The organism is Thiobacter sp. AK1, from assembly GCF_039822265.1.
Lineage (GTDB): Bacteria > Pseudomonadota > Gammaproteobacteria > Burkholderiales > Thiobacteraceae > Thiobacter > Thiobacter aerophilum.
The window spans coordinates 162,296-180,052 of the sequence record NZ_JBAJEX010000004.1 but is presented as its reverse complement, the minus strand read 5'-3'; the positions used below and the strand labels follow the sequence as shown (position 1 = coordinate 180,052).

At 65.0% G+C, this 17,757-nt stretch carries 17 protein-coding genes and 1 tRNA gene; 12 read left to right on the top strand and 6 right to left on the bottom strand.

Annotation, left to right across the window (positions count from 1 at the left end; genetic code table 11):
* Positions 1 to 70 precede the first annotated feature (70 nt).
* Genes V6E02_RS07115 through V6E02_RS07095 form a run of 5 tightly spaced genes read left to right on the top strand, consistent with a single transcriptional unit; the run spans position 71 to position 4,122 of the window.
* Positions 71 to 1,456 carry a M16 family metallopeptidase gene (locus V6E02_RS07115; RefSeq protein WP_347308086.1) on the top strand — a complete coding sequence of 462 codons (1,386 nt, stop codon included), beginning with the start codon at positions 71 to 73 and terminating at the stop codon, positions 1,454 to 1,456.
* Positions 1,457 to 1,490: 34 nt separating this feature from the next.
* Positions 1,491 to 2,786 carry a M16 family metallopeptidase gene (locus V6E02_RS07110; protein ID WP_347308085.1) on the top strand — a complete coding sequence of 432 codons (1,296 nt, stop codon included), beginning with the start codon at positions 1,491 to 1,493 and terminating at the stop codon, positions 2,784 to 2,786.
* Positions 2,767 to 3,357: a 16S rRNA (guanine(966)-N(2))-methyltransferase RsmD gene (gene rsmD / locus V6E02_RS07105; RefSeq protein WP_347308084.1), complete on the top strand. Its 591-nt coding sequence runs from the start codon at positions 2,767 to 2,769 to the stop codon at positions 3,355 to 3,357. Before V6E02_RS07110 ends, rsmD begins: the two co-directional genes overlap by 20 nt.
* Positions 3,354 to 3,836: a pantetheine-phosphate adenylyltransferase gene (gene coaD / locus V6E02_RS07100; RefSeq protein WP_347308083.1), complete on the top strand. Its 483-nt coding sequence runs from the start codon at positions 3,354 to 3,356 to the stop codon at positions 3,834 to 3,836. Before rsmD ends, coaD begins: the two co-directional genes overlap by 4 nt.
* Positions 3,837 to 3,870: 34 nt before the next feature.
* Positions 3,871 to 4,122 (top strand): YfhL family 4Fe-4S dicluster ferredoxin, encoded by a 252-nt coding sequence (locus V6E02_RS07095; protein ID WP_347308082.1) that lies wholly within the window; start codon positions 3,871 to 3,873, stop codon positions 4,120 to 4,122.
* 213 nt (positions 4,123 to 4,335) lie between these two features.
* On the opposite strand, the gene V6E02_RS07090 is transcribed toward V6E02_RS07095, so the two are convergent.
* The 6 genes from V6E02_RS07090 to V6E02_RS07065 all read right to left on the bottom strand — a co-directional run bounded on the left by V6E02_RS07090 (position 4,336) and on the right by V6E02_RS07065 (position 11,583).
* Positions 4,336 to 6,297, bottom strand: a complete 1,962-nt coding sequence (locus tag V6E02_RS07090; RefSeq protein ID WP_347308081.1) for a dynamin family protein — start codon at positions 6,295 to 6,297, stop codon at positions 4,336 to 4,338.
* A 409-nt stretch (positions 6,298 to 6,706) separates the two neighbouring features.
* The gene (gene mutM / locus V6E02_RS07085; RefSeq protein ID WP_347308080.1) at positions 6,707 to 7,531 is read right to left on the bottom strand and encodes a bifunctional DNA-formamidopyrimidine glycosylase/DNA-(apurinic or apyrimidinic site) lyase; all 825 of its coding nucleotides are present in this window, start codon (positions 7,529 to 7,531) and stop codon (positions 6,707 to 6,709) included.
* A 1-nt stretch (position 7,532) separates the two neighbouring features.
* Positions 7,533 to 8,387: a DUF4340 domain-containing protein gene (locus tag V6E02_RS07080; RefSeq protein ID WP_347308079.1), complete on the bottom strand. Its 855-nt coding sequence runs from the start codon at positions 8,385 to 8,387 to the stop codon at positions 7,533 to 7,535.
* A gap of 134 nt (positions 8,388 to 8,521) precedes the next feature.
* Positions 8,522 to 9,865: a GldG family protein gene (locus tag V6E02_RS07075; protein ID WP_347308078.1), complete on the bottom strand. Its 1,344-nt coding sequence runs from the start codon at positions 9,863 to 9,865 to the stop codon at positions 8,522 to 8,524.
* Between the two features lie 3 nt (positions 9,866 to 9,868).
* Complete coding sequence (locus tag V6E02_RS07070; RefSeq protein WP_347308077.1) at positions 9,869 to 10,612, bottom strand: ABC transporter permease; 744 nt, start codon at positions 10,610 to 10,612, stop codon at positions 9,869 to 9,871.
* A complete protein-coding gene (locus V6E02_RS07065) occupies positions 10,609 to 11,583 on the bottom strand; it encodes an ABC transporter ATP-binding protein (protein WP_347308076.1) in 975 nt (324 codons plus the stop codon). The genes V6E02_RS07070 and V6E02_RS07065 overlap by 4 nt, the downstream gene beginning before the upstream one ends.
* Positions 11,584 to 11,747: 164 nt before the next feature.
* Here V6E02_RS07065 and V6E02_RS07060 point away from each other — a divergent pair, with 164 nt between their 5' ends.
* From V6E02_RS07060 to pth, 7 genes are all read left to right on the top strand, one after another.
* Positions 11,748 to 13,532, top strand: a complete 1,785-nt coding sequence (locus V6E02_RS07060) for a tetratricopeptide repeat protein (protein WP_347308075.1) — start codon at positions 11,748 to 11,750, stop codon at positions 13,530 to 13,532.
* A gap of 5 nt (positions 13,533 to 13,537) precedes the next feature.
* Positions 13,538 to 14,101, top strand: a complete 564-nt coding sequence (lolB, locus tag V6E02_RS07055; protein ID WP_347308135.1) for a lipoprotein insertase outer membrane protein LolB — start codon at positions 13,538 to 13,540, stop codon at positions 14,099 to 14,101.
* Positions 14,102 to 14,119: 18 nt separating this feature from the next.
* The gene (gene ispE / locus V6E02_RS07050) at positions 14,120 to 14,977 is read left to right on the top strand and encodes a 4-(cytidine 5'-diphospho)-2-C-methyl-D-erythritol kinase (RefSeq protein WP_347308074.1); all 858 of its coding nucleotides are present in this window, start codon (positions 14,120 to 14,122) and stop codon (positions 14,975 to 14,977) included.
* A 104-nt stretch (positions 14,978 to 15,081) separates the two neighbouring features.
* Positions 15,082 to 15,156 (top strand) — tRNA-Gln (locus tag V6E02_RS07045).
* A gap of 117 nt (positions 15,157 to 15,273) precedes the next feature.
* A complete protein-coding gene (locus tag V6E02_RS07040) occupies positions 15,274 to 16,206 on the top strand; it encodes a ribose-phosphate pyrophosphokinase (protein ID WP_430626781.1) in 933 nt (310 codons plus the stop codon).
* 76 nt (positions 16,207 to 16,282) lie between these two features.
* A complete protein-coding gene (locus tag V6E02_RS07035; protein WP_347308072.1) occupies positions 16,283 to 16,888 on the top strand; it encodes a 50S ribosomal protein L25/general stress protein Ctc in 606 nt (201 codons plus the stop codon).
* 257 nt (positions 16,889 to 17,145) lie between these two features.
* Positions 17,146 to 17,739 carry an aminoacyl-tRNA hydrolase gene (pth, locus tag V6E02_RS07030; protein WP_347308071.1) on the top strand — a complete coding sequence of 198 codons (594 nt, stop codon included), beginning with the start codon at positions 17,146 to 17,148 and terminating at the stop codon, positions 17,737 to 17,739.
* Positions 17,740 to 17,757 lie beyond the last annotated feature (18 nt).

The following is a 17,757-nucleotide window of genomic DNA, read 5'->3' as shown; positions in this document are numbered from 1 at the left end:
CTGGGGTGTCAGAGCACGGGGCCTGGGGCCGTCGATTATACTACCCGCTCCCTTCTGACAAGGACCGAGCATGAGACGAGCACTGGTAGCACGCCTTTCAGCGACAGTCTTGCTCCTTTGCATGGGCTTGCTGCCGGCCTGGGCGACGAGCCGCATCGAGAGCCATACCCTGGCCAACGGCTTGCGTATCTTCGTCAAGGAAGATCATCGCGCGCCGGTGGTGGTGTCCCAGGTGTGGTATCGCGCCGGCAGTATGGACGAACACAACGGCACGACGGGGGTGGCCCACGTGCTGGAACACATGATGTTCAAAGGCACGCGCCAGGTGCCTGCCGGGGAATTTTCGCGTTTGATTGCCGCCGCCGGCGGTCGCGAGAACGCCTTCACCAGTCGCGATTACACCGCCTATTTCCAAACCCTGCAGAAGGACAAACTTCCGCTCGCCTTCCGGCTGGAAGCCGACCGCATGGCCAACCTCGTGCTGAGCGAGCAGGAATTTGCCAAGGAGATCGAGGTGGTGCGCAACGAGCGGCGTTGGCGCACCGAGGACAAACCCCAGTCCTTGGTCTATGAGGCGCTGATGGCCACCGCCCTAGAGGCCCATCCCTACCGCTGGCCGGTGATCGGCTGGATGAACGATCTAATCAACATGACGGTGGCCGATGCGCGTACCTGGTACCGGCGGTGGTATGCGCCCAACAACGCCGTGCTGGTGGTGGTGGGCGATGTAAAGCCCCACGAGGTTTTCCGACTCGCCGAGCGCTACTTCGGTCCGCTCAAGGCGCGCCCATTGCCTGGCCGCAAGCCCCAGCTGGAGCCGGAACAAACCGGGCCCCGCCGGGTGACGCTAAAGGCGCCGGCGAAACTACCCTACCTGATCATGGCCTGGCAGGTGCCGGTGCTGAAAGACCCGGAGAACGACTGGGAACCCTATGCGCTGGAAATGCTCGCCGGTGTCCTGGATGCCAATGCCGCGGCGCGCTTCCCCACACGCCTGGTGCGCGACAGTCGCGTGGCGGTGCAAGCGGGTGCGAGCTACGACAGCATCCAGCGTGGTCCGGGCCTGTTCCTGGTTGATGGTACGCCCAGCGAGGGACGCACGGTCCATGACCTCGAGGCCGCCATCCGCGCTGAACTTTCGCGCATCCAGGACGCGGGCGTTAAGGAGGAGGAACTGGCGCGCATCCGCTCCCAGCTCATCGCCGCCCAGGTGTATCAGCGGGATTCCATGTTCTACCAGGCGATGCAGATCGGTGAGGTGGTGACGGTGGGGTTCGACCCCAGTCTCGTCGAGCGGCGCATCGAGAAACTGAAGGCTGTCACCGCCGAGCAGATCAAGGCTGTGGCACGCAAGTATCTGGTGGACGACCATCTTACCGTGGCTACTTTGGATCCCCAGCCGCTGGATGCGCGGCAAACGACTACCCCGCCAAAAGGATTGCGTCATGTGGATTGAGGGATACACGCGCGGGCGGACCGTGCGACGGTTGATGCTTCTGCTCGTCCTGTGGCTGATGGCGGTAGCTGCCCATGCCGGGGTGAGCATCCAGGACTGGCGCACCACCAAGGGGGCGCGGGTGCTGTTCGTGGAAAACCATGACCTGCCCATGTTGGATGTGGCGGTGTGGTTCGACGCCGGTAGCCGTCGCGACGAGCCGGCGCTCGCGGGACGCGCCGCACTGGTGGCCAACCTGCTGCAGCTTGGCGCGGGCGGCTTGTCCGAAGAGGAGATTGCCCGCCGTTTGGCCGCGGTGGGGGCTGAGCTCGGTGCGGCCTTCGAGCGTGACCGCGCCGGCTACTCGCTGCGCACGCTGGTAAGCCGCCACGAGCGCGAAGAAGCGCTTGGCTTGCTGGCCACCATCTTGGCGCGACCGGATTTTCCCGCCACGGTGGTGGCGCGGGAAAAAGAGCGGCTCATGGCCACACTCAAAGAAGCGGATACCCAGCCTGAGCACATCGCGGAGAAGGCCTTTTACAAGGCCCTCTACGGCACGCATCCCTATGCGCTGCCGGAAAGCGGCGAGGTGGAAACGGTGGCACGCATCACGCGGGATGATCTCCTCGCCTTTCATCGCGCCCACTACGGGGCCGCCACCGCGGTGGTGGTGATGATAGGCGATGTGACGCGGGATGAGGCCCAAGTCATCGCCGAGCGTCTCACTGCCGGGTTGCCCGAGGGTTCCCCGCTACCGTCCCTCGATCTGCCCATTCCCGCCCCTTCCGGGCAGCAGGTGCGGCTGCCCCATCCGGCGACGCAGGCGCACATCCTCATGGGCCAGCCTGGCATGAGCCGGCTCGATCCCGATTACTTTCCGCTCTTGGTGGGCAACTACGTGCTGGGCGGAGGCGGTTTCGATTCCCGCATCCTCAAGGAGATTCGCCAGAAGCGGGGGCTCGCCTATAGCGCCTACAGCTATTTCCTGCCCCTGGCCCAGCCTGGTCCCCTGCAGATCGGCGTGCAGACCAAGAAGGACGATGCGCCGGAAGTGTTGCGGGTGCTGCGCGACACCGTCACCCGCTTCGTCGCGGAAGGCCCCACCGAGGCGGAACTCGCCCAGGCCAAGAACAACATCGTGCTGGGCTTTCCCCTGCGGGTGGATAGCAACCGCAAGATTCTCGATTTTCTCGGCGTGATTGGTTTCTATGGTCTGCCCCTCACCTGGCTTGACGATTATCCCAAGGCCGTGGCGCGCGTGACCGTAGCCCAGGTGCGGGATGCGTTCCAGCGGCGGGTGCTGCCGGAGAAGATGATCACGGTGGTGGTGGGTGGCCCGGATACGCCCTGAAGCACGCGGCGGCAAAAGTGGCGCGGGCCGGGTGCGCATCATCGGCGGTGCCTGGCGCAGCCGCTCGATTACCTTCCCCGCGGCGGAAGGACTGCGCCCCACGCCTGACCGGGTGCGGGAAACCGTGTTCAACTGGCTGGGCCAGAGCTTAGAGGGCAAGCGTTGTCTCGACCTGTTCGCGGGCAGCGGCGCGCTGGGCCTGGAGGCTGCCTCACGGCACGCCGCGCATGTCACCCTGGTGGAAAAGCAGCACCGGGTGTTCGCTGCCCTGCGCGAGAACGCCGCGCGGTTGGGCGCGACCCAATGCACCCTCATCAAGGACGACGCCCTAGCGTGGCTGCGGCGCGACACGGCCGTGTATGATGTGATCTTTCTCGACCCGCCCTTCGCCGCCGCCCTGCTGCCGGCCGTGTGGCCCTTGGTGGGACCGCGCCTGGCAGGGGACGGTGTGGTCTATCTGGAAAGCGGCGCGCCGCTTGCGCTGCCGGAAGGTTGGGCACTGTTCAAGAGCGCGCGCGCTGGTATGGTTTATTTTGGCCTTGCCTGCCGCGAGCCGGCGGAGGCTTTATGAACCCACGAAAAATCGTCTATCCCGGCAGCTTCGACCCCATCACCCGTGGCCATGAGGATTTGGTGCGGCGCGCCGCCAAGCTGTTCGATGAGGTCATCGTGGGCGTGGCGGAAAGTCCCAACAAGCGTCCCTTCTTCAGTCTGGAGGAACGGGTGGACATGGCCCGCGAGGCATTGGCGGAAGTGCCGGGGGTACGGGTGGTGGGCTTCTCCGGCCTGCTGATGAAATTCCTGGAGGAGCAGGACGCCACCGTGGTGCTGCGCGGCTTACGCGCGGTGTCCGACTTTGAATACGAACTGCAGCTTGCCGGCATGAACCGCAAGCTCAACCCCGCAGTGGAAACCTTGTTCCTCACGCCTTCCGAGCAATACATGTTCGTCTCGGCTTCCCTGGTGCGGGAAATCGCCAGGCTCGGGGGCGATGTGAGCGAGTTCGTCCATCCCTTGATTAATTCCCGTCTCAGTGCCAGAATGCGCTGAATATTAGTGACTTCTCATATACGAGGAAGCGGCCATGTCACTCAAGATCACCGACGAATGCATCAACTGCGACGTGTGCGAGCCGGAGTGCCCCAACGGCGCTATTTCCCAGGGCCCCGACATTTACGTCATCGACCCCAATATGTGTACCGAATGCGTGGGGCACTACGACACGCCGCAGTGCATGGAGGTGTGCCCGGTGGACTGCATCATCACCGGCGTCGAGGAATCGCGTGAAGTGCTCGAGGAGCGCTACCGCATCATCAGCGGGCAGAAGGTGGCGTGACGGTTTTCCCGTGACAGACTGGAGAACAGGGCGGCGCAAGCCGCCCTGTTCGTTTTATCAACGATCACGGCGATGGGCATCATCAAACGCTACCTGGCCATGATCGTTCCTGCATCCCAGTGGCTTGCAAGCGGTAAAGGCGAACAAGGAAACGCTTCACGTGCTTTTGCACCAGCACGCCCTCGCTTGCGACCGACTCCAGAGACGGGGACCTCAAGCCCAGACCACGGCCCGCTCGTGGCTGGCGTCGTAGGCGAGCGATTCGATGAGGCGGGTGTGCAAGTCGTTGAGGTCGGCCAGCTGGTCGAGGATGGTTTTTTCCATCTGCTCGAGTTCGGCGATACGGTCTTCCAGCGTGTCGGTGGCCTTGTGAATGCGCTTGATGCTCTCCAGGCGGCGGCGTAGCTGAAGCTGGTGTTCCCGTACCTGGGTTTCCATGGGCGCCATCACCGCCTTGAGCCAGTTCTCCACGTCCCGGTTGGCGACCTCATAGACATGGACCACGCGCGCGGCCACGGTCTCGAAAAATTTAGCCATGAGGCTGAAGCGTTCCGTGGCATACACCGTCACCGTGCCGAAATGGTCATTGTAGGCTTTCTCTAGCTTGGCCAGTTCCTTGGTGTACTTGAGGGTGGAGAAGGGCGCCGGGCTGGCGGCCTTGAGCCCATGCTCGTCGGCAAATTTCTTGTACATGGCTTCCATCATCGCCTTGATTTCCTCGATCTGCTCGGAGGCCTTGGCGATGTTGGCATGGGTGTCGCGGAAGAACTGGTTCATGGCATGGCGGATGCCCTTGGTGAACTTGCTGTTGGCCATCTGCGTGCGCACGTCGCGGATTTCCTGCTTGAGTGCGTCCATGCCCAAGTGACTGAACAGCACGTTGGTGTGGTGCGAGAACACCGAGCGTAGGGCCTGGAAGCGCTGCAGGCCCCTCTCGAAATCCTGCTTGTCCTGCTGTACCTTGGCCATCATGTGTTCGATGACATCCTGGTTCTTGCCACGCAGGTTTTTGAGTTCCGTGAGCTGTTCGCGCACGCCGGCCAGCCGTCCGCGCAGGATGTCGCGGGTGGCTTGGATCATGTCTTCCAGCTCGCTCTGGGTGGCGTCGCGCACGATCTCCTGCTTGGAGGGAATGAGCTCGTCGGACAGCGCGCGCTCGAGCTGTGGTAGGCGGCTTTTGACGAGGAGCGCCTGGTCGTGCTGCACCTTGGCCAAGAGTCCCTTCTGCGCGGAGACGGGAAACACCTGGGCCGGATCGAGACCCAAAAGATGCGCCGTGGTTTCCACCTGCTGGGCGATCTCCCGTTCCACTGCTTCCTCGCCCTTGAGCTCGTCCCACATGGCGTCGATCTTGTTGAGCACCACCAGCCGTCCCTTCTGACGACCCTGGGTGTTGCCGATGTGGTTACGCCACACTTCGATGTCGCTCTTGGTGACGCCGGTGTCGGCGGCCAGGATGAATAGGATGGCGTGAGCGTTGGGTAGCAGGTTGAGGGTCAGCTCCGGCTCGGTACCGATGGCGTTGAGACCTGGCGTGTCGAGGATCACCAGCCCCTGCTCCAGCAGGGCGTGAGGGAAGTTGATGATGGCGTGGCGCCAGGCGGGAATGTCCACCGTCCCGTCATCGTGCACGGTGAGGACATTGTCCTCGTCGTCGCGGTCGTAGAGCCCATAGCGTTCGGCTTCCTCCACTGACACGCGCCGCGTCTCGGAAACCCGCTGTAGCGCCTGGATCATGCCCTCGCCGGAGGAGGTGTCCAGCGGGATCACCTTCCATTCGTCGCTGTAGCGCTTGTACTCGGTGGTGGTGGTGTCGGTGGCGCGCGTCTCAATGGGCAGCAGCATGATGCATGGTTCGCGCGTGGGATCCCACAGGAGCTCAGTGGGACACATGGTGGTGCGCCCCGCGCTGGAGGGCAACAGTCGCTGCTTGTAATCGGCGAAGAAAATGGCGTTGATGAGTTCCGACTTGCCGCGGGAGAATTCTGCCACGAAGGCCACGTTGAGCTTGTCGTCCTTCAGCCGTTCCAGCACGTGTTGGATGCGCAGGTCGATTTGTGCGTCGGTGAGATCCTGTTCCGCCAGCCATTTGCGCAGGGCCGCGACGGTGTCAGCGAGTCGTTCGCGCCAGGCGCTGTAGGCTTGGAAGTGGGCGACGAGGTTGTCATTGCTCATGGAGCCTCCCGCGAGGTTTTGGCGTTTTGGCGCCGCTGCCGGGGCGCCTGCGGACCGCGTCGCTACTCTAGCATGATTTCCCAGCAAAACAACAGGCTTACGTCAAGTTGCTAGAGTGATTTGCGGTAATGCCAAAGTCATGATCGGCGTGATTGCCCCACACTTGAGGGTTTGTCGGGCATGAGATTGCTGCCTGACTTTCCGTCGTCCCCGCGTACACGGGGAGCCGGCAAAGCGGCCATGGAACACTCGGCTTATCGCCTGTGGGGAATGGCAATCCGCCTGCCAGCCATTTGGCTAGCCGAAGGACGCAAAGCGTCCATGGTCGCCCTCTCCCCATGGGGCGCGGCGTGAGGCCACGACCCTGGCGGTGGGCTTCATTCTCCGGGGTAATGCATCGCCATGATCGTCAGCGCTGGCAACGGGGACAAAAAAACGTGGAGCGATTGCCCTGACGCAGGTGGCGGATGGGTCCGCCGCAGCGGCGGCAGGGCTCGCCTGCCCGCCCATAGACGGCGTAGTGCTGCTGGAAATAACCGGGCTGGCCGTCCGCGTGGACGAAATCGCGCAGGCTGGAGCCACCTGCCGCGATGGCGCGCTCGAGGGTGGCACGCACGGCCTCCACCAGGCGTGTGCAGCGCGCTTGACCCAGGCGCCGCGCCGGCCGCCGGGGGTCGATGCCGGCATGAAACAGGGCCTCGTTGGCGTAGATGTTGCCTACCCCCACCACCAGCCCCGCATCCATGAGTACCTGCTTGATCGCGGCGCTGCGGTTGCGTGTATGGCGGTATAGCCACGCGCCGGTGAAGCTTTCGGAGAGCGGTTCCACGCCCAGATGGGCGAGCAGCGGATGACGGGCGGGATCGCCCGGGTGCCAGAGCACCGCTCCGAAGCGGCGGGGATCGCGCAGCCGAACAACGTGGCCATTGTCGAGGGATAGATCCAGGTGATCGTGGCAGCCGGCAGGCGTACCCGCCGCCACCATGCGCAGGCTACCGGACATGCCCAGATGCACGATTAGCCAGCCGGGGGTACTCGCTTCGACGCGGAACAGCAGGTACTTGCCGCGTCGTTCGATGTCGGCCAGGCGCGCGCCAGCAAGCCGCCGTGCAAGACCCGGTGGCACCGGCCAGCGTAGCCGGACGGCGCGCACGGTCACGCCTTCGATGACGCGGCCCACCACGTGGGGCATGAGGCCCCGGCGGGTGGTCTCCACCTCCGGCAGCTCGGGCATGTCAGGGCGCGGCCTCGGCGCGGGCAGGATCAATTAGCCGCGCCCCCGCGTCCGGCGCGAAGTGGTATTCCAGCCCCTCGTCCTCGCGGCGCAGGATCCATTCCGGCTCGCGCGCGATCAGGGAGAAGACCAGCACGCGGCCATCGGCCAGGTGCACACTGGCACGGGATTGAGCCGGCGCCCGGCCCGCCTGCTGCACCGAGACGGCCCTCGCCAGGCGCCATTCGTCCAGGAAGCGGTTGAGCGAATCGGCGGACAACCGCCCGTTGTCGGGTTCGCGGCGCCAGCGGCCATTTTCGAGGCTGAGCCTGAGTCTGGGTAGGCTGAAGCCCACTGGCTTTTCTTCCTCGGCCAGCGGGTTCTTGGCCACGAAATCCATGGCGCCGCGCGAGACATCCACGAGATACACCGGCGAGACGAGATACACCCAGCCGCCGGTCAGGACGTAGACCTGGTCGCTCACAGGCTGGCGATCGCCGAAATCGAATACTTGCCGGCTGGCGGCCGTGTCAATGGTGAGGCGCGCGTAGGGCGGCGCCAGCCCAAATTTTTGTAGCTCGCGCGCCGGCAGGCGCTGTTCGCTGCGGCTTGCCAACAGCCCGAGCAGGGCCTCGACGCGGGCCTCGTCGGCGCGCGCGGAAAAAGGCGCAGCCAGACGCCAGCCTGCCGCCTTCCGCGCCAGCACGATGGCCGGCCCGTCGCGGGGGGTGAGTTCGATGCGCGTGACCGTCTGGGGCGTCAGCGTGGACAGGTGAAACTGCGGCGGCCCCGCCGGTTCGGGCTTGAAAAGCAGGACGCTTGCCAGGGCCAGCACCGTCGCTGCGAGTACCAGGTTGGTGATGAGCCGGCTACTCACGTTCGAAACCTCGATGGGATAAAGCCGGCGCGTCGCACGCGCACCCAGTGGCTAAACCGAAACAAGGGTTTTGCAGTCATCGAAAGCCAGGCGTCAGAGCTTTCCATGCGCGTTCGAGTTAGGTTGGCTCGCTTTCATCCCTTGCGCCGCCGCCACCAGAGCAGGCCGCCCATGCTGAGGAAAGCAAGTGGCAAAACCACCAGGAAGACGAGCGCGATCCCAGAGGCGCGGCTGCGCGACAGGGCGAATTCCGCATCGCGCGTGGGCCGCGGCTGGATGCTGATGAGGTTGTCATCCCCTGCCAGCCAGTTGATCATGTTCACGCCCAGGTCCAGGTTGCCGCCATTGCCCAGGAACTGGTTGGAGAGAAAATCGGCGCTGCCCACGACCACGACCCGCTGGGCGTGCCCTTCGCGATGGCGTTCCAGGGCGACTGCCACTGTCACCGGCCCCGGCGTGTCCTGTCCCTTGTCGAAACGTAGCGGGCCGTTTGGCGGCCCGGTCTCCACCCAGCCGCGGGGCGCCACCTCCACCAGGGATGTGGCCTGCCAATCATCGTGCGCCTCGGCCACGCCCACCGCGCGCGCCATGGGGAACACGGTGACAAGCTCCATTGGGCCGATCACCGGGTGGTGCGCATAGGCGGCGGACAAGGCCCAGGTGGGCGGGGCATTCAGATTTTGGGCGGCGGGGTCCACCACCACACCGGGGTTGAGCACCAGTCCCAGCTGCTCGGCCAGGGGTTGCAGGCCATGGAGTGGGCCCGGTTCCATTAGCCACAGCAGATTGCCGCCGCGGTAAAGCCATGCCTTGAGTTTGTCCACTTCCCCTGGCAGCAAGTCCACGCGTGGCCCGGCGATCACCAGCAGGGCGGCGTTGGCCGGCACCTCCTGGGCCAGGGTGAGCTTGAGGGGGCTTAAGCGAAAGCCACGGCGGGTGAGCTGGCCGCCGAATTCACCCAGATCGAAGTTGGCGCCGCCTTCCAGCTTGCGCTCGCCGTGTCCGTCTAGATACATCACCACCCGCTCGCGATCCCGCGCCAGGCGCATGAGGAGGTTGGTGAAGCTCATTTCGTTGAGTAGGGTGAGGTGTTCGCTGCGGCCGGCGTATTCCACCACCAGTTCGCCTTCCCGCTGGATGCCAGCGGCGCGGGCGAGTTGGGGTTCCCGGTCGGGATCGACGAAAGTGAGGGCCATGTCGCGCTTGACCCGTTGGTAGGGCGTGAGGAAATCGCGGATGGCGCGCGCCGTGTCCCCATCGGGGGCGCAATAGGCGGTGATGCGCACAGGCCCTGAAAGCTTGGCGAGGAAGGCTTGGCTCCCTGGACTCAGGCTGTTGCGAGCGTTCAAAGACAGATCCCAACTGGTGTGATATTGCCGGCTTAACGCCGCCAGAAGCGCTGCCAGGATGAGCAGCAGCACGATGAACACCCAGTGGTGCACGGCGAGAGCAAGCCGCGTCTTGCGGTTGAGCTCCATGGGTCAGCCCGTGAGGCGCCGCGCGTCGAGGCGGCGGATGGTGAGCGTTAGAAACAACGCCGTAAAGATCAGCAGATAGGCCACGTCGCGTGTGTCCAAAAGCCCGCGGTTTAAGCCATCGAAATGGCGCATCAGCGACAGGTAGTTGAGCAGGGCCTCGGGATCACTGTCCGAGGCGTTGATCAGCCAAAGCAGGAGCAATGCGCCGAAGCTGGAGAACGCCGCCACCACGCCATGCTGGGTGAGGCTGGAGAGAAACAGGCTGAGCGCGGAAAACGCCGCGAGTAATAGCACGATCCCCAGCACGTTGGCGGCGAGCAGTCCCCAGTCGAGCGGGCCACCCAGGGCCAGCGACATCGCCATGGCGACGAGCAGGAGCACCGCCAGCGACAGGAACAGCATGAGGCCACAAAATTTGCCCAGCACGATCTCGGTGAGGGAGACCGGCGCCGCAAACAGTAACGGCAGGGTTTGGTTGCGGTATTCGTCGGCGAACAGGCGCATGCTCATGAGCGGCACGGCCATCAGCAGCACGATGGCCGCGAAGCCGAACAACATGGCCACCACCACCTCCGTCACCCCGGGCGGATTGGCGAGCTGGCGCAGGCGCGGCAGATTCTCCAGATATTGGTCCAGCTGAAACAGGAACACCCAGGCGAACACCAGTTGCAGCACCGCCAACACCACCCAGGCGAGGGGTGAGGCGAACAGGATTTTCAGCTCCTTGCGTGCGAGGGTGAGGATCATGGTTTCGTTCCCGTGACGTCGCGGGTGAGTTCCACGAACACTTCTTCCAGGGTGGTATGCTCGGGGCAGAGACGGGTCAAGCCCCAGTCGCCTTCCACTGCCGCGCGGGCGATGGCCTGGGGCGCCCCCGCATCGGGCATCAGCCGCACGCGGAATAGTCCGGTTTCTAGGGGTTCCACGGCAACGATGCCTGGCAGGGCGGCGAGCGCCTCCACTGCGGGCGGGCGGGTAAACGACACGAGCAGGGCATGGCCCGCGCGGAAGTGCTTCAAGGCCTCGATGCGATCGGCAAACACGACCCGTCCCCGATGAAGGATGAGCACCCGGTCGCACACCGCTTCCACTTCGGACAGGATGTGGCTGGACAGGATCACGCTATGGGCGGTTCCCAGCTCCCGGATGAGGACGCGGATTTCCCGCATCTGGTGGGGGTCGAGCCCCACCGTGGGCTCGTCGAGAATGATCACGTCGGGCTCGTGCACGATGGCCTGGGCGATGCCCACCCGCTGCTGATAGCCCTTGGAAAGTTGCGCGATCAGCCGCCGACCCATGTCCGCCAGGCCGCAGCGGGCCTTGGCCTGTTCCCGCGCGGCATGCACCCGGCCGCTGGGGACGCGGTGCAGGCGCGCGCAGAAATCGAGATATTCGTCCACCGTGAGTTCCCGGTAGAGGGGTGGCGTCTCCGGACAATAACCTAGATGGCGTTTGGCGGCGCGCGGTGCCGCCAAAAGGTCGATGCCGCAGATACGGATTTCCCCCGCGCTGGGCGCGAGATTACCCGTGAGCATGCGCAGCGTGGTGGACTTGCCTGCGCCATTGGGGCCCAGCAGGCCCAGCACCTCGCCGCGGCGCAGTTCCAGGTCCAGTGGCTCCACTGCCACCGCCGCGCCGTAGCGCCGCGACAGACCACGCGCGGCAACGGTGACCAAGGGCTCGACGGTCGTCGCGGGGGAGGCGGCGAGAGGGGACATGGACGACGTTTGCTGCTAGGATAGGTGCGGCGTGAAGCTCGGAATATACCGGATTCCGCCTGCTGCGGCACGAATTTCTATTCCAGAAGAGAACCATCCACATCCTTGCGTCTCCAATCGCCACCGGCCCAAAGCGGCACATCAACCTCATGGCGTCGATATCCATGAACACGTTTTCCTTTTTGCGCGCTGCGGCATACTGCGCCCTGGCAGCGACGCTTACCGGCTGCGCCGGCCTAGCGGCCAGACCCACCCCTACTGTGTCACCAGTGCCCGCCACGCCCACGTCCCTTGCGCAAGCTGTCATTCAGAGCGAAGCGCTCGCTGCGCCCAAGCGTCCCACGCCCCCCACTCAGGCACTCACCCAGCAGCTCCTCTACGAAACCCTGCTGGCGGAAATCGCGCTGCAGCGGGGCGATGCGCGCCTGGCCACCCAGGCCTATCTCGACCTGCTCGCACGCACTCGGGACTATCGCATCGCCGAGCGCGCCACCCAGGTGGCGCTGCAGAGCCGGCTCATCGACCAGGCCCTGACGGCGGCGAAGCGCTGGCTGGAATTGGAGCCCGAGTCCGTCGCCGCGCGCCAGACCGTGGCTGCCATCCTGGTCACCCAGGGCCGGCTCGACGAGGCGCGCCCGCATCTAACCAAGCTTCTGGCCGCGGAAGGCGCGAACCTGGGGCATGGCTTCTTGCACCTTAACAACCTGCTGGCCCGCCATGGCAACAAAGAGGAGGTGCTGAGTCTGGTTCAAACCCTGGCCCAGCCTTATCCCCAGCTGCCGGAAGCCCATTTCGCCGTGGCGCGCGCCGCCTGGAATGCGGGCAAGACCGAGCTCGCCCTCGCCGCTATCCGCGAGGCCTTGCGGCTGCGCCCGGACTGGGAGGACGCGGCTTTGTTCCAGGCCCAGATGCTAGCGGCGCGCGCACCCGATAAGGCCAGTGCTTACTTCACCGACTATCTCGCGCGCTACCCGCGCGCGCGCGAGATGCGGCTGGCCTACGCCCGCTTCTTGGTGCAGCAGAAGCAATATTCTTTAGCCCGTGCCGAGTTCCAGACACTGGTAAAAGACTTCCCGGACAACGCGGAGGTGCCCCTGGCGGTGGGCCTGATTTCCCTGCAGATGGGCGAGCTCGACGTGGCGCGCCAGTATCTGGAACAGGCATTGCAGGCGGGCGTGCGCGACCGCGACACAGTCTATCTTTACCTCGGCCAGATCGCCGAGGAGGAGAAGCGCTACGAGGAAGCCCGCCGCTGGTACGTGCAGGTGAGCGGCGAGCAGGGTTTCACCGCGCGGCTGAGGCAGGCGCTCACCTTGGCCAAAGAGGGCCGGCTTGACGAGGCCCGGACCCAGCTCGCCCAGATCCAGCCCGCCAACAACCAGCAGCGGGTGCAGCTATGGCAGGCCGAGGCGCAGATGCTGCGGGAGGCGAAACGGGACCGGGAAGCCTTCGAGCTACTCACGCGCGCCCTGGAGAAACTGCCCAATCATCCGGATCTGCTCTACGACCAGGCGATGGCCGCCGAGCGCCTCAACCGGCTGGACGTGCTGGAAGCGAGCCTGCGCAAGCTGATCCAGTTGAAGCCCGACCACGCCCACGCCTACAACGCCCTGGGCTATACCTTTGCCGACCGGGGCATCCGCCTGGAGGAAGCGCGGCAGCTGCTGGAGACGGCGCTCAAGCTGGCGCCGGACGACCCCTTCATTCTCGACAGCATGGGCTGGCTTGCGTACCGGCTCAAGGATTATCCCAAATCCATCGAATATCTGCGGCGGGCGGCGGCCTTGCGTCCGGATCCGGAAATCGCTGCCCATCTCGGTGAAGTGTTGTGGATGAGTGGCGCCCGCACCGAGGCGCAGCACGTGTGGGGCGAAGCATTGAAATCCCACCCAGGCAACGACGCCCTGCTGGAGGCGATGCGGCGTTGCCAAGCGATGCCTGCGCCGTGAGGTTCATGGGGCGTCTGCAGCGCTGGGCATTCCTGTCGGCGCTTGCCTGGCTCACCGGCTGCGCCACCACGCCGCCACCGGGGATGCCTTCCGCGGGGCTCATGGCATCCTTTCACCTGGTGGGGCGCATCAGTGTGCGCCAGGGCGAGCAGGGGTTTTCTGGCAGCCTCGACTGGTGGCACCGGCCGGCGGCAGACGAGCTGCAAATCCTGAGCCCCCTCGGGCAGGGCGTGGCGCGTCTGGTGCGGGGTCCGGATGGCGTTAGCCTCACCACCGCCGATGGCGTGGTGGAACGCGCGCTAGAAGCAGAAAGCCTGACCGAACGCATTCTCGGCTTGAGCCTGCCATTGGATCCTCTCGCCTACTGGGTGCAAGCCCAGCCGGCGCCGGGTCCGCTGGAATTGCTGCGCCGCGACCAGGATGGGCGCATCGCGGCACTGGAACAGCAAGGCTGGCGCATCGAATACGGCGCCTGGCGAGCCGCGCCCGGCGGCGCCTTGCCCGGACGAATCACAGTGGAGGGCCATGGCCTGCGCCTCAAATTGGTGGTGGATGCCTGGGGACCCTGAGCGAGGAAGAATGCCTCAATGGGTGACTGGCACGCCTTTCCCGCACCGGCGAAACTGAATCTATTCCTGCACGTGGTGGGACGTCGTCCCGACGGCTATCACTTGCTGGAGACGGTGTTTCGCTTCATCGATCACGGCGACACCGTGCATCTGCGCGTGCGGGGCGATGGGGCCATCACGCGGGTTGCCGAGCTTGCCCAGGTGGCGGGGGAGGCAGACCTCACGTTGCGCGCGGCGCGGCTGCTCCAGGTGAGCGCCGGGGTCAGGCAGGGCGTGGACATCCGCGTGGATAAGCGCCTGCCCATAGGCGGCGGCCTGGGTGGCGGCAGCTCGGATGCCGCTACCGTGTTGATCGCCCTAAACCGGCTGTGGGGCGTGAACTGGCCCCGGGAACGACTCATGGCACTAGGGCTTGACCTGGGCGCCGACGTACCGGTGTTTGTGTGCGGTGAGAACGCCTTCGCCCAGGGCGTGGGGGAGCGGCTTACACCGGTGGTCTTGCCTTTCGCCTGGTACGTGGTGTTGGTGCCGCCGGTGGCGGTGTCCACGGCGGACATCTTCGCGGCGCCGGAATTGACACGGGACACGCCAGCCGTCACAATACCGCCCTTTTCCACCGGCCGGTTTCCCGAGGGGCTACTTGCCCAGGGACACAACGATCTCCAGCCGGTGGTGCTAAATCGCTATCCCGAGGTGGCCCGTCACCTGGCGTGGCTTGCGCGGTTTGGCGATGCGCGCATGACCGGGTCCGGCGCCTGTGTGTTCGCCGGGTTCGAGTCGGAGCAGGCGGCACGCGCGGTCTTCGCGCAAAGGCCTGCGGACATGCAGGGTTTCGTGGCGCAGGGGCTCGATCATCACCCGCTGCGCGATTTTTAGGGAATGGACGGCCGGGCAGGGGTGCCTGGCGGTCCGGTTCCCAGGCCCTCCGGAACGGGCGATGCCAAGCTTAGGGCGGATGTCCGGGCCGCAGGGCGAAACCCTGGGGAGTCGCCAAGTGGTAAGGCACCGGATTTTGATTCCGGCATGCGTAGGTTCGATCCCTACCTCCCCAGCCAGAGACATACACGGGCAGCGCCGCAAGCACGCTGCCCGTGCCAAGAAAGCGTGTAGCCCTTACACGCTTTTTTTCGTTGCACAAACGTAAGGGGTCAGGCGTGGCATACGGCGGCATGATGGTTTTCACCGGCAATGCGAATCCCAAGCTTGCCGAGGATGTCGTGCGCAAACTGAACCTGCGTCTGGGCCGCGCCATCGTCGGTCGTTTCAGCGACGGCGAAGTGATGGTGGAAATCCTGGAAAACGTGCGCGGTAAGGACGTGTTCGTGCTCCAATCCACCTGCACCCCCACCAACGACAACCTGATGGAAGTGTTGGTGATGGTGGATGCCTTAAAGCGCGCGTCCGCCGGCCGCATCACCGCCGCTATTCCTTATCTCGGGTATGCGCGCCAGGACCGGCGGCCCCGTTCAGCGCGGGTGGCCATCACCGCCAAGCTGGTGGCCAACATGCTCACCGTGGCAGGCGTGGACCGGGTGCTCACCATGGATCTGCACTCGGACCAGATCCAGGGTTTCTTCGATATCCCCGTGGACAACGTTTATGCCTCGCCCATTCTGCTTGGCGACGTGTGGAAGCAGAATTACGAGAATCTCATCGTGGTGTCGCCGGACGTGGGCGGCGTGGTGCGGGCCCGGGCGTTGGCCAAGCGACTCGAGGCGGATCTCGCCATCATCGACAAGCGCCGTCCCAAGCCCAACGTGGCCAAGGTCATGCACATCATCGGCGAGGTGAAGGACCGCACCTGTGTGCTGATGGACGACATGGTGGACACCGCCAACACCCTGTGCGAAGCGGCCGCAGCCTTGAAGGAGCACGGCGCGGCGCGAGTGGTGGCCTACTGCACCCATCCGGTGCTGTCCGGCAACGCGGTGAGCCGCATCGCCCAGTCCGCTCTGGACGAGCTGGTAGTAACCGACACCATCCCCCTGCGGGACGATGCGCGCGCATGTAGCCGCATCCGCCAGTTGTCGGTGGCCGAGCTGTTGGCGGAGACCATGCAGCGCATCAGCAACGAGGACTCGGTGTCCTCCCTGTTCTCGGAATGATTTTTTTTTCGTCCCTGCCCATGCGGGGGCGGCAACCCGTCGTCTGGTCGCGGACGACACAACCTGGAGCCAAACCATGAAATTCGAAGTCACTGCCACCGCGCGCAAGACGCAGGGCACGGGTGCGAGCCGCCGCCTGCGCCGCGCCGGCCGCGTTCCCGCCATCGTCTATGGGGGGAACGAGCCGCCTATCACCATCGAGCTCGATCACAACACGGTCTTCCACCAGCTCAAGCACGAGGCCTTCCATGCCTCCATCCTCACCCTTGAGGTGGACGGCAGCAAGGAACAGGTGCTGCTGCGTGACGTGCAGATGCATCCTTGGAAGCCGCTGGTCCTGCATCTGGACTTCCAGCGCGTGGATCCCAATGCCAAGATCCACATGAAGGTGCCGCTGCACTTCGTGGGCGCCGACGTCGCTCCCGGCGTGAAGCTCGCGGGCGGCAACATCACCCACGTCATGAACGAGGCCGAAGTACTCTGTCTGCCCAAGGATCTGCCGGAATTCATCGAGGTGGATTTGTCTGGGTTGCAGGCAGGTCATTCCCTGCACCTGTCCGAGATCAAGCTGCCGGCGGGTGTGGAGTTCGTCGAGCTGCGCCACGGCAACGATGCCGCGGTGGCGAGCTGCGTGGTGCCCCGTGGGGCGGCCGAGGAAGCCGCCGAAGGCACGCAGGCGTAAGCGGCGGTTGGACGCGGAAAGCCCGTCCTCCGCTGGGACGGGCTTTTTTTCGAGCGACGCCCTTCATGGGGCGCGGCTTTCTGGCGAGCGTGACGGCGCAAGTTGCCGGCCTTGCGCCATCCGCGCGTCAACGGGAAACCAGGAGAACGGCCAAATGAATGGCATGGCTTCCCGCTTGCGCGGCAATGACGCGCCCATTGTCTGGCCCGCCACCTAGTTGCGGAAGTTTCGATGGTCGCGCTGGATCAGATCGCACCATGACGCCGATCCGCCTTCTCGTGGGCCTGGGCAATCCCGGCCCCGCGTATGCCGACACCCGGCATAACGCCGGCTTCTGGCTGGTAGAGGCCTTTGCTCGCGCGCACCATGCCGAGTTGCGGCCAGAGCGGCGTTTCCATGGGCGGGTGGCGCGCGCGCGGGTGGACGGATACGAAATCTGGCTAATCGAGCCGGAGACCTACATGAATGCCAGCGGCCAGGCGGTGCAGGCTTTGGCGGCCTACTACAGGATCGCGCCGACCGAGATCCTGGTGGCGCACGACGAGCTGGATTTACCGCCGGGGACCGCCCGTCTCAAGCGGGGCGGCGGCGCCGGCGGGCACAATGGCCTGAAGGACATCATCACCCGCCTAGGAGCCGAGTTTTGGCGCCTGCGTTTGGGCATCGGCCATCCAGGCGATCGTGCTCAGGTGGTGGACTACGTGCTCAATCGCCCCTCCCGGGAGGAAGCGCTGCGCATCGAGGATGCCATCGACCGCAGCCTGAAAATTTTGCCTCTGGTGGTGGCCGGGGATCTTGAAACCGCCATGCACCGGCTACATACCCGGGTGGTGCCCAAACCCCAGGCTTGAGCCAGGCCCATTCAAATC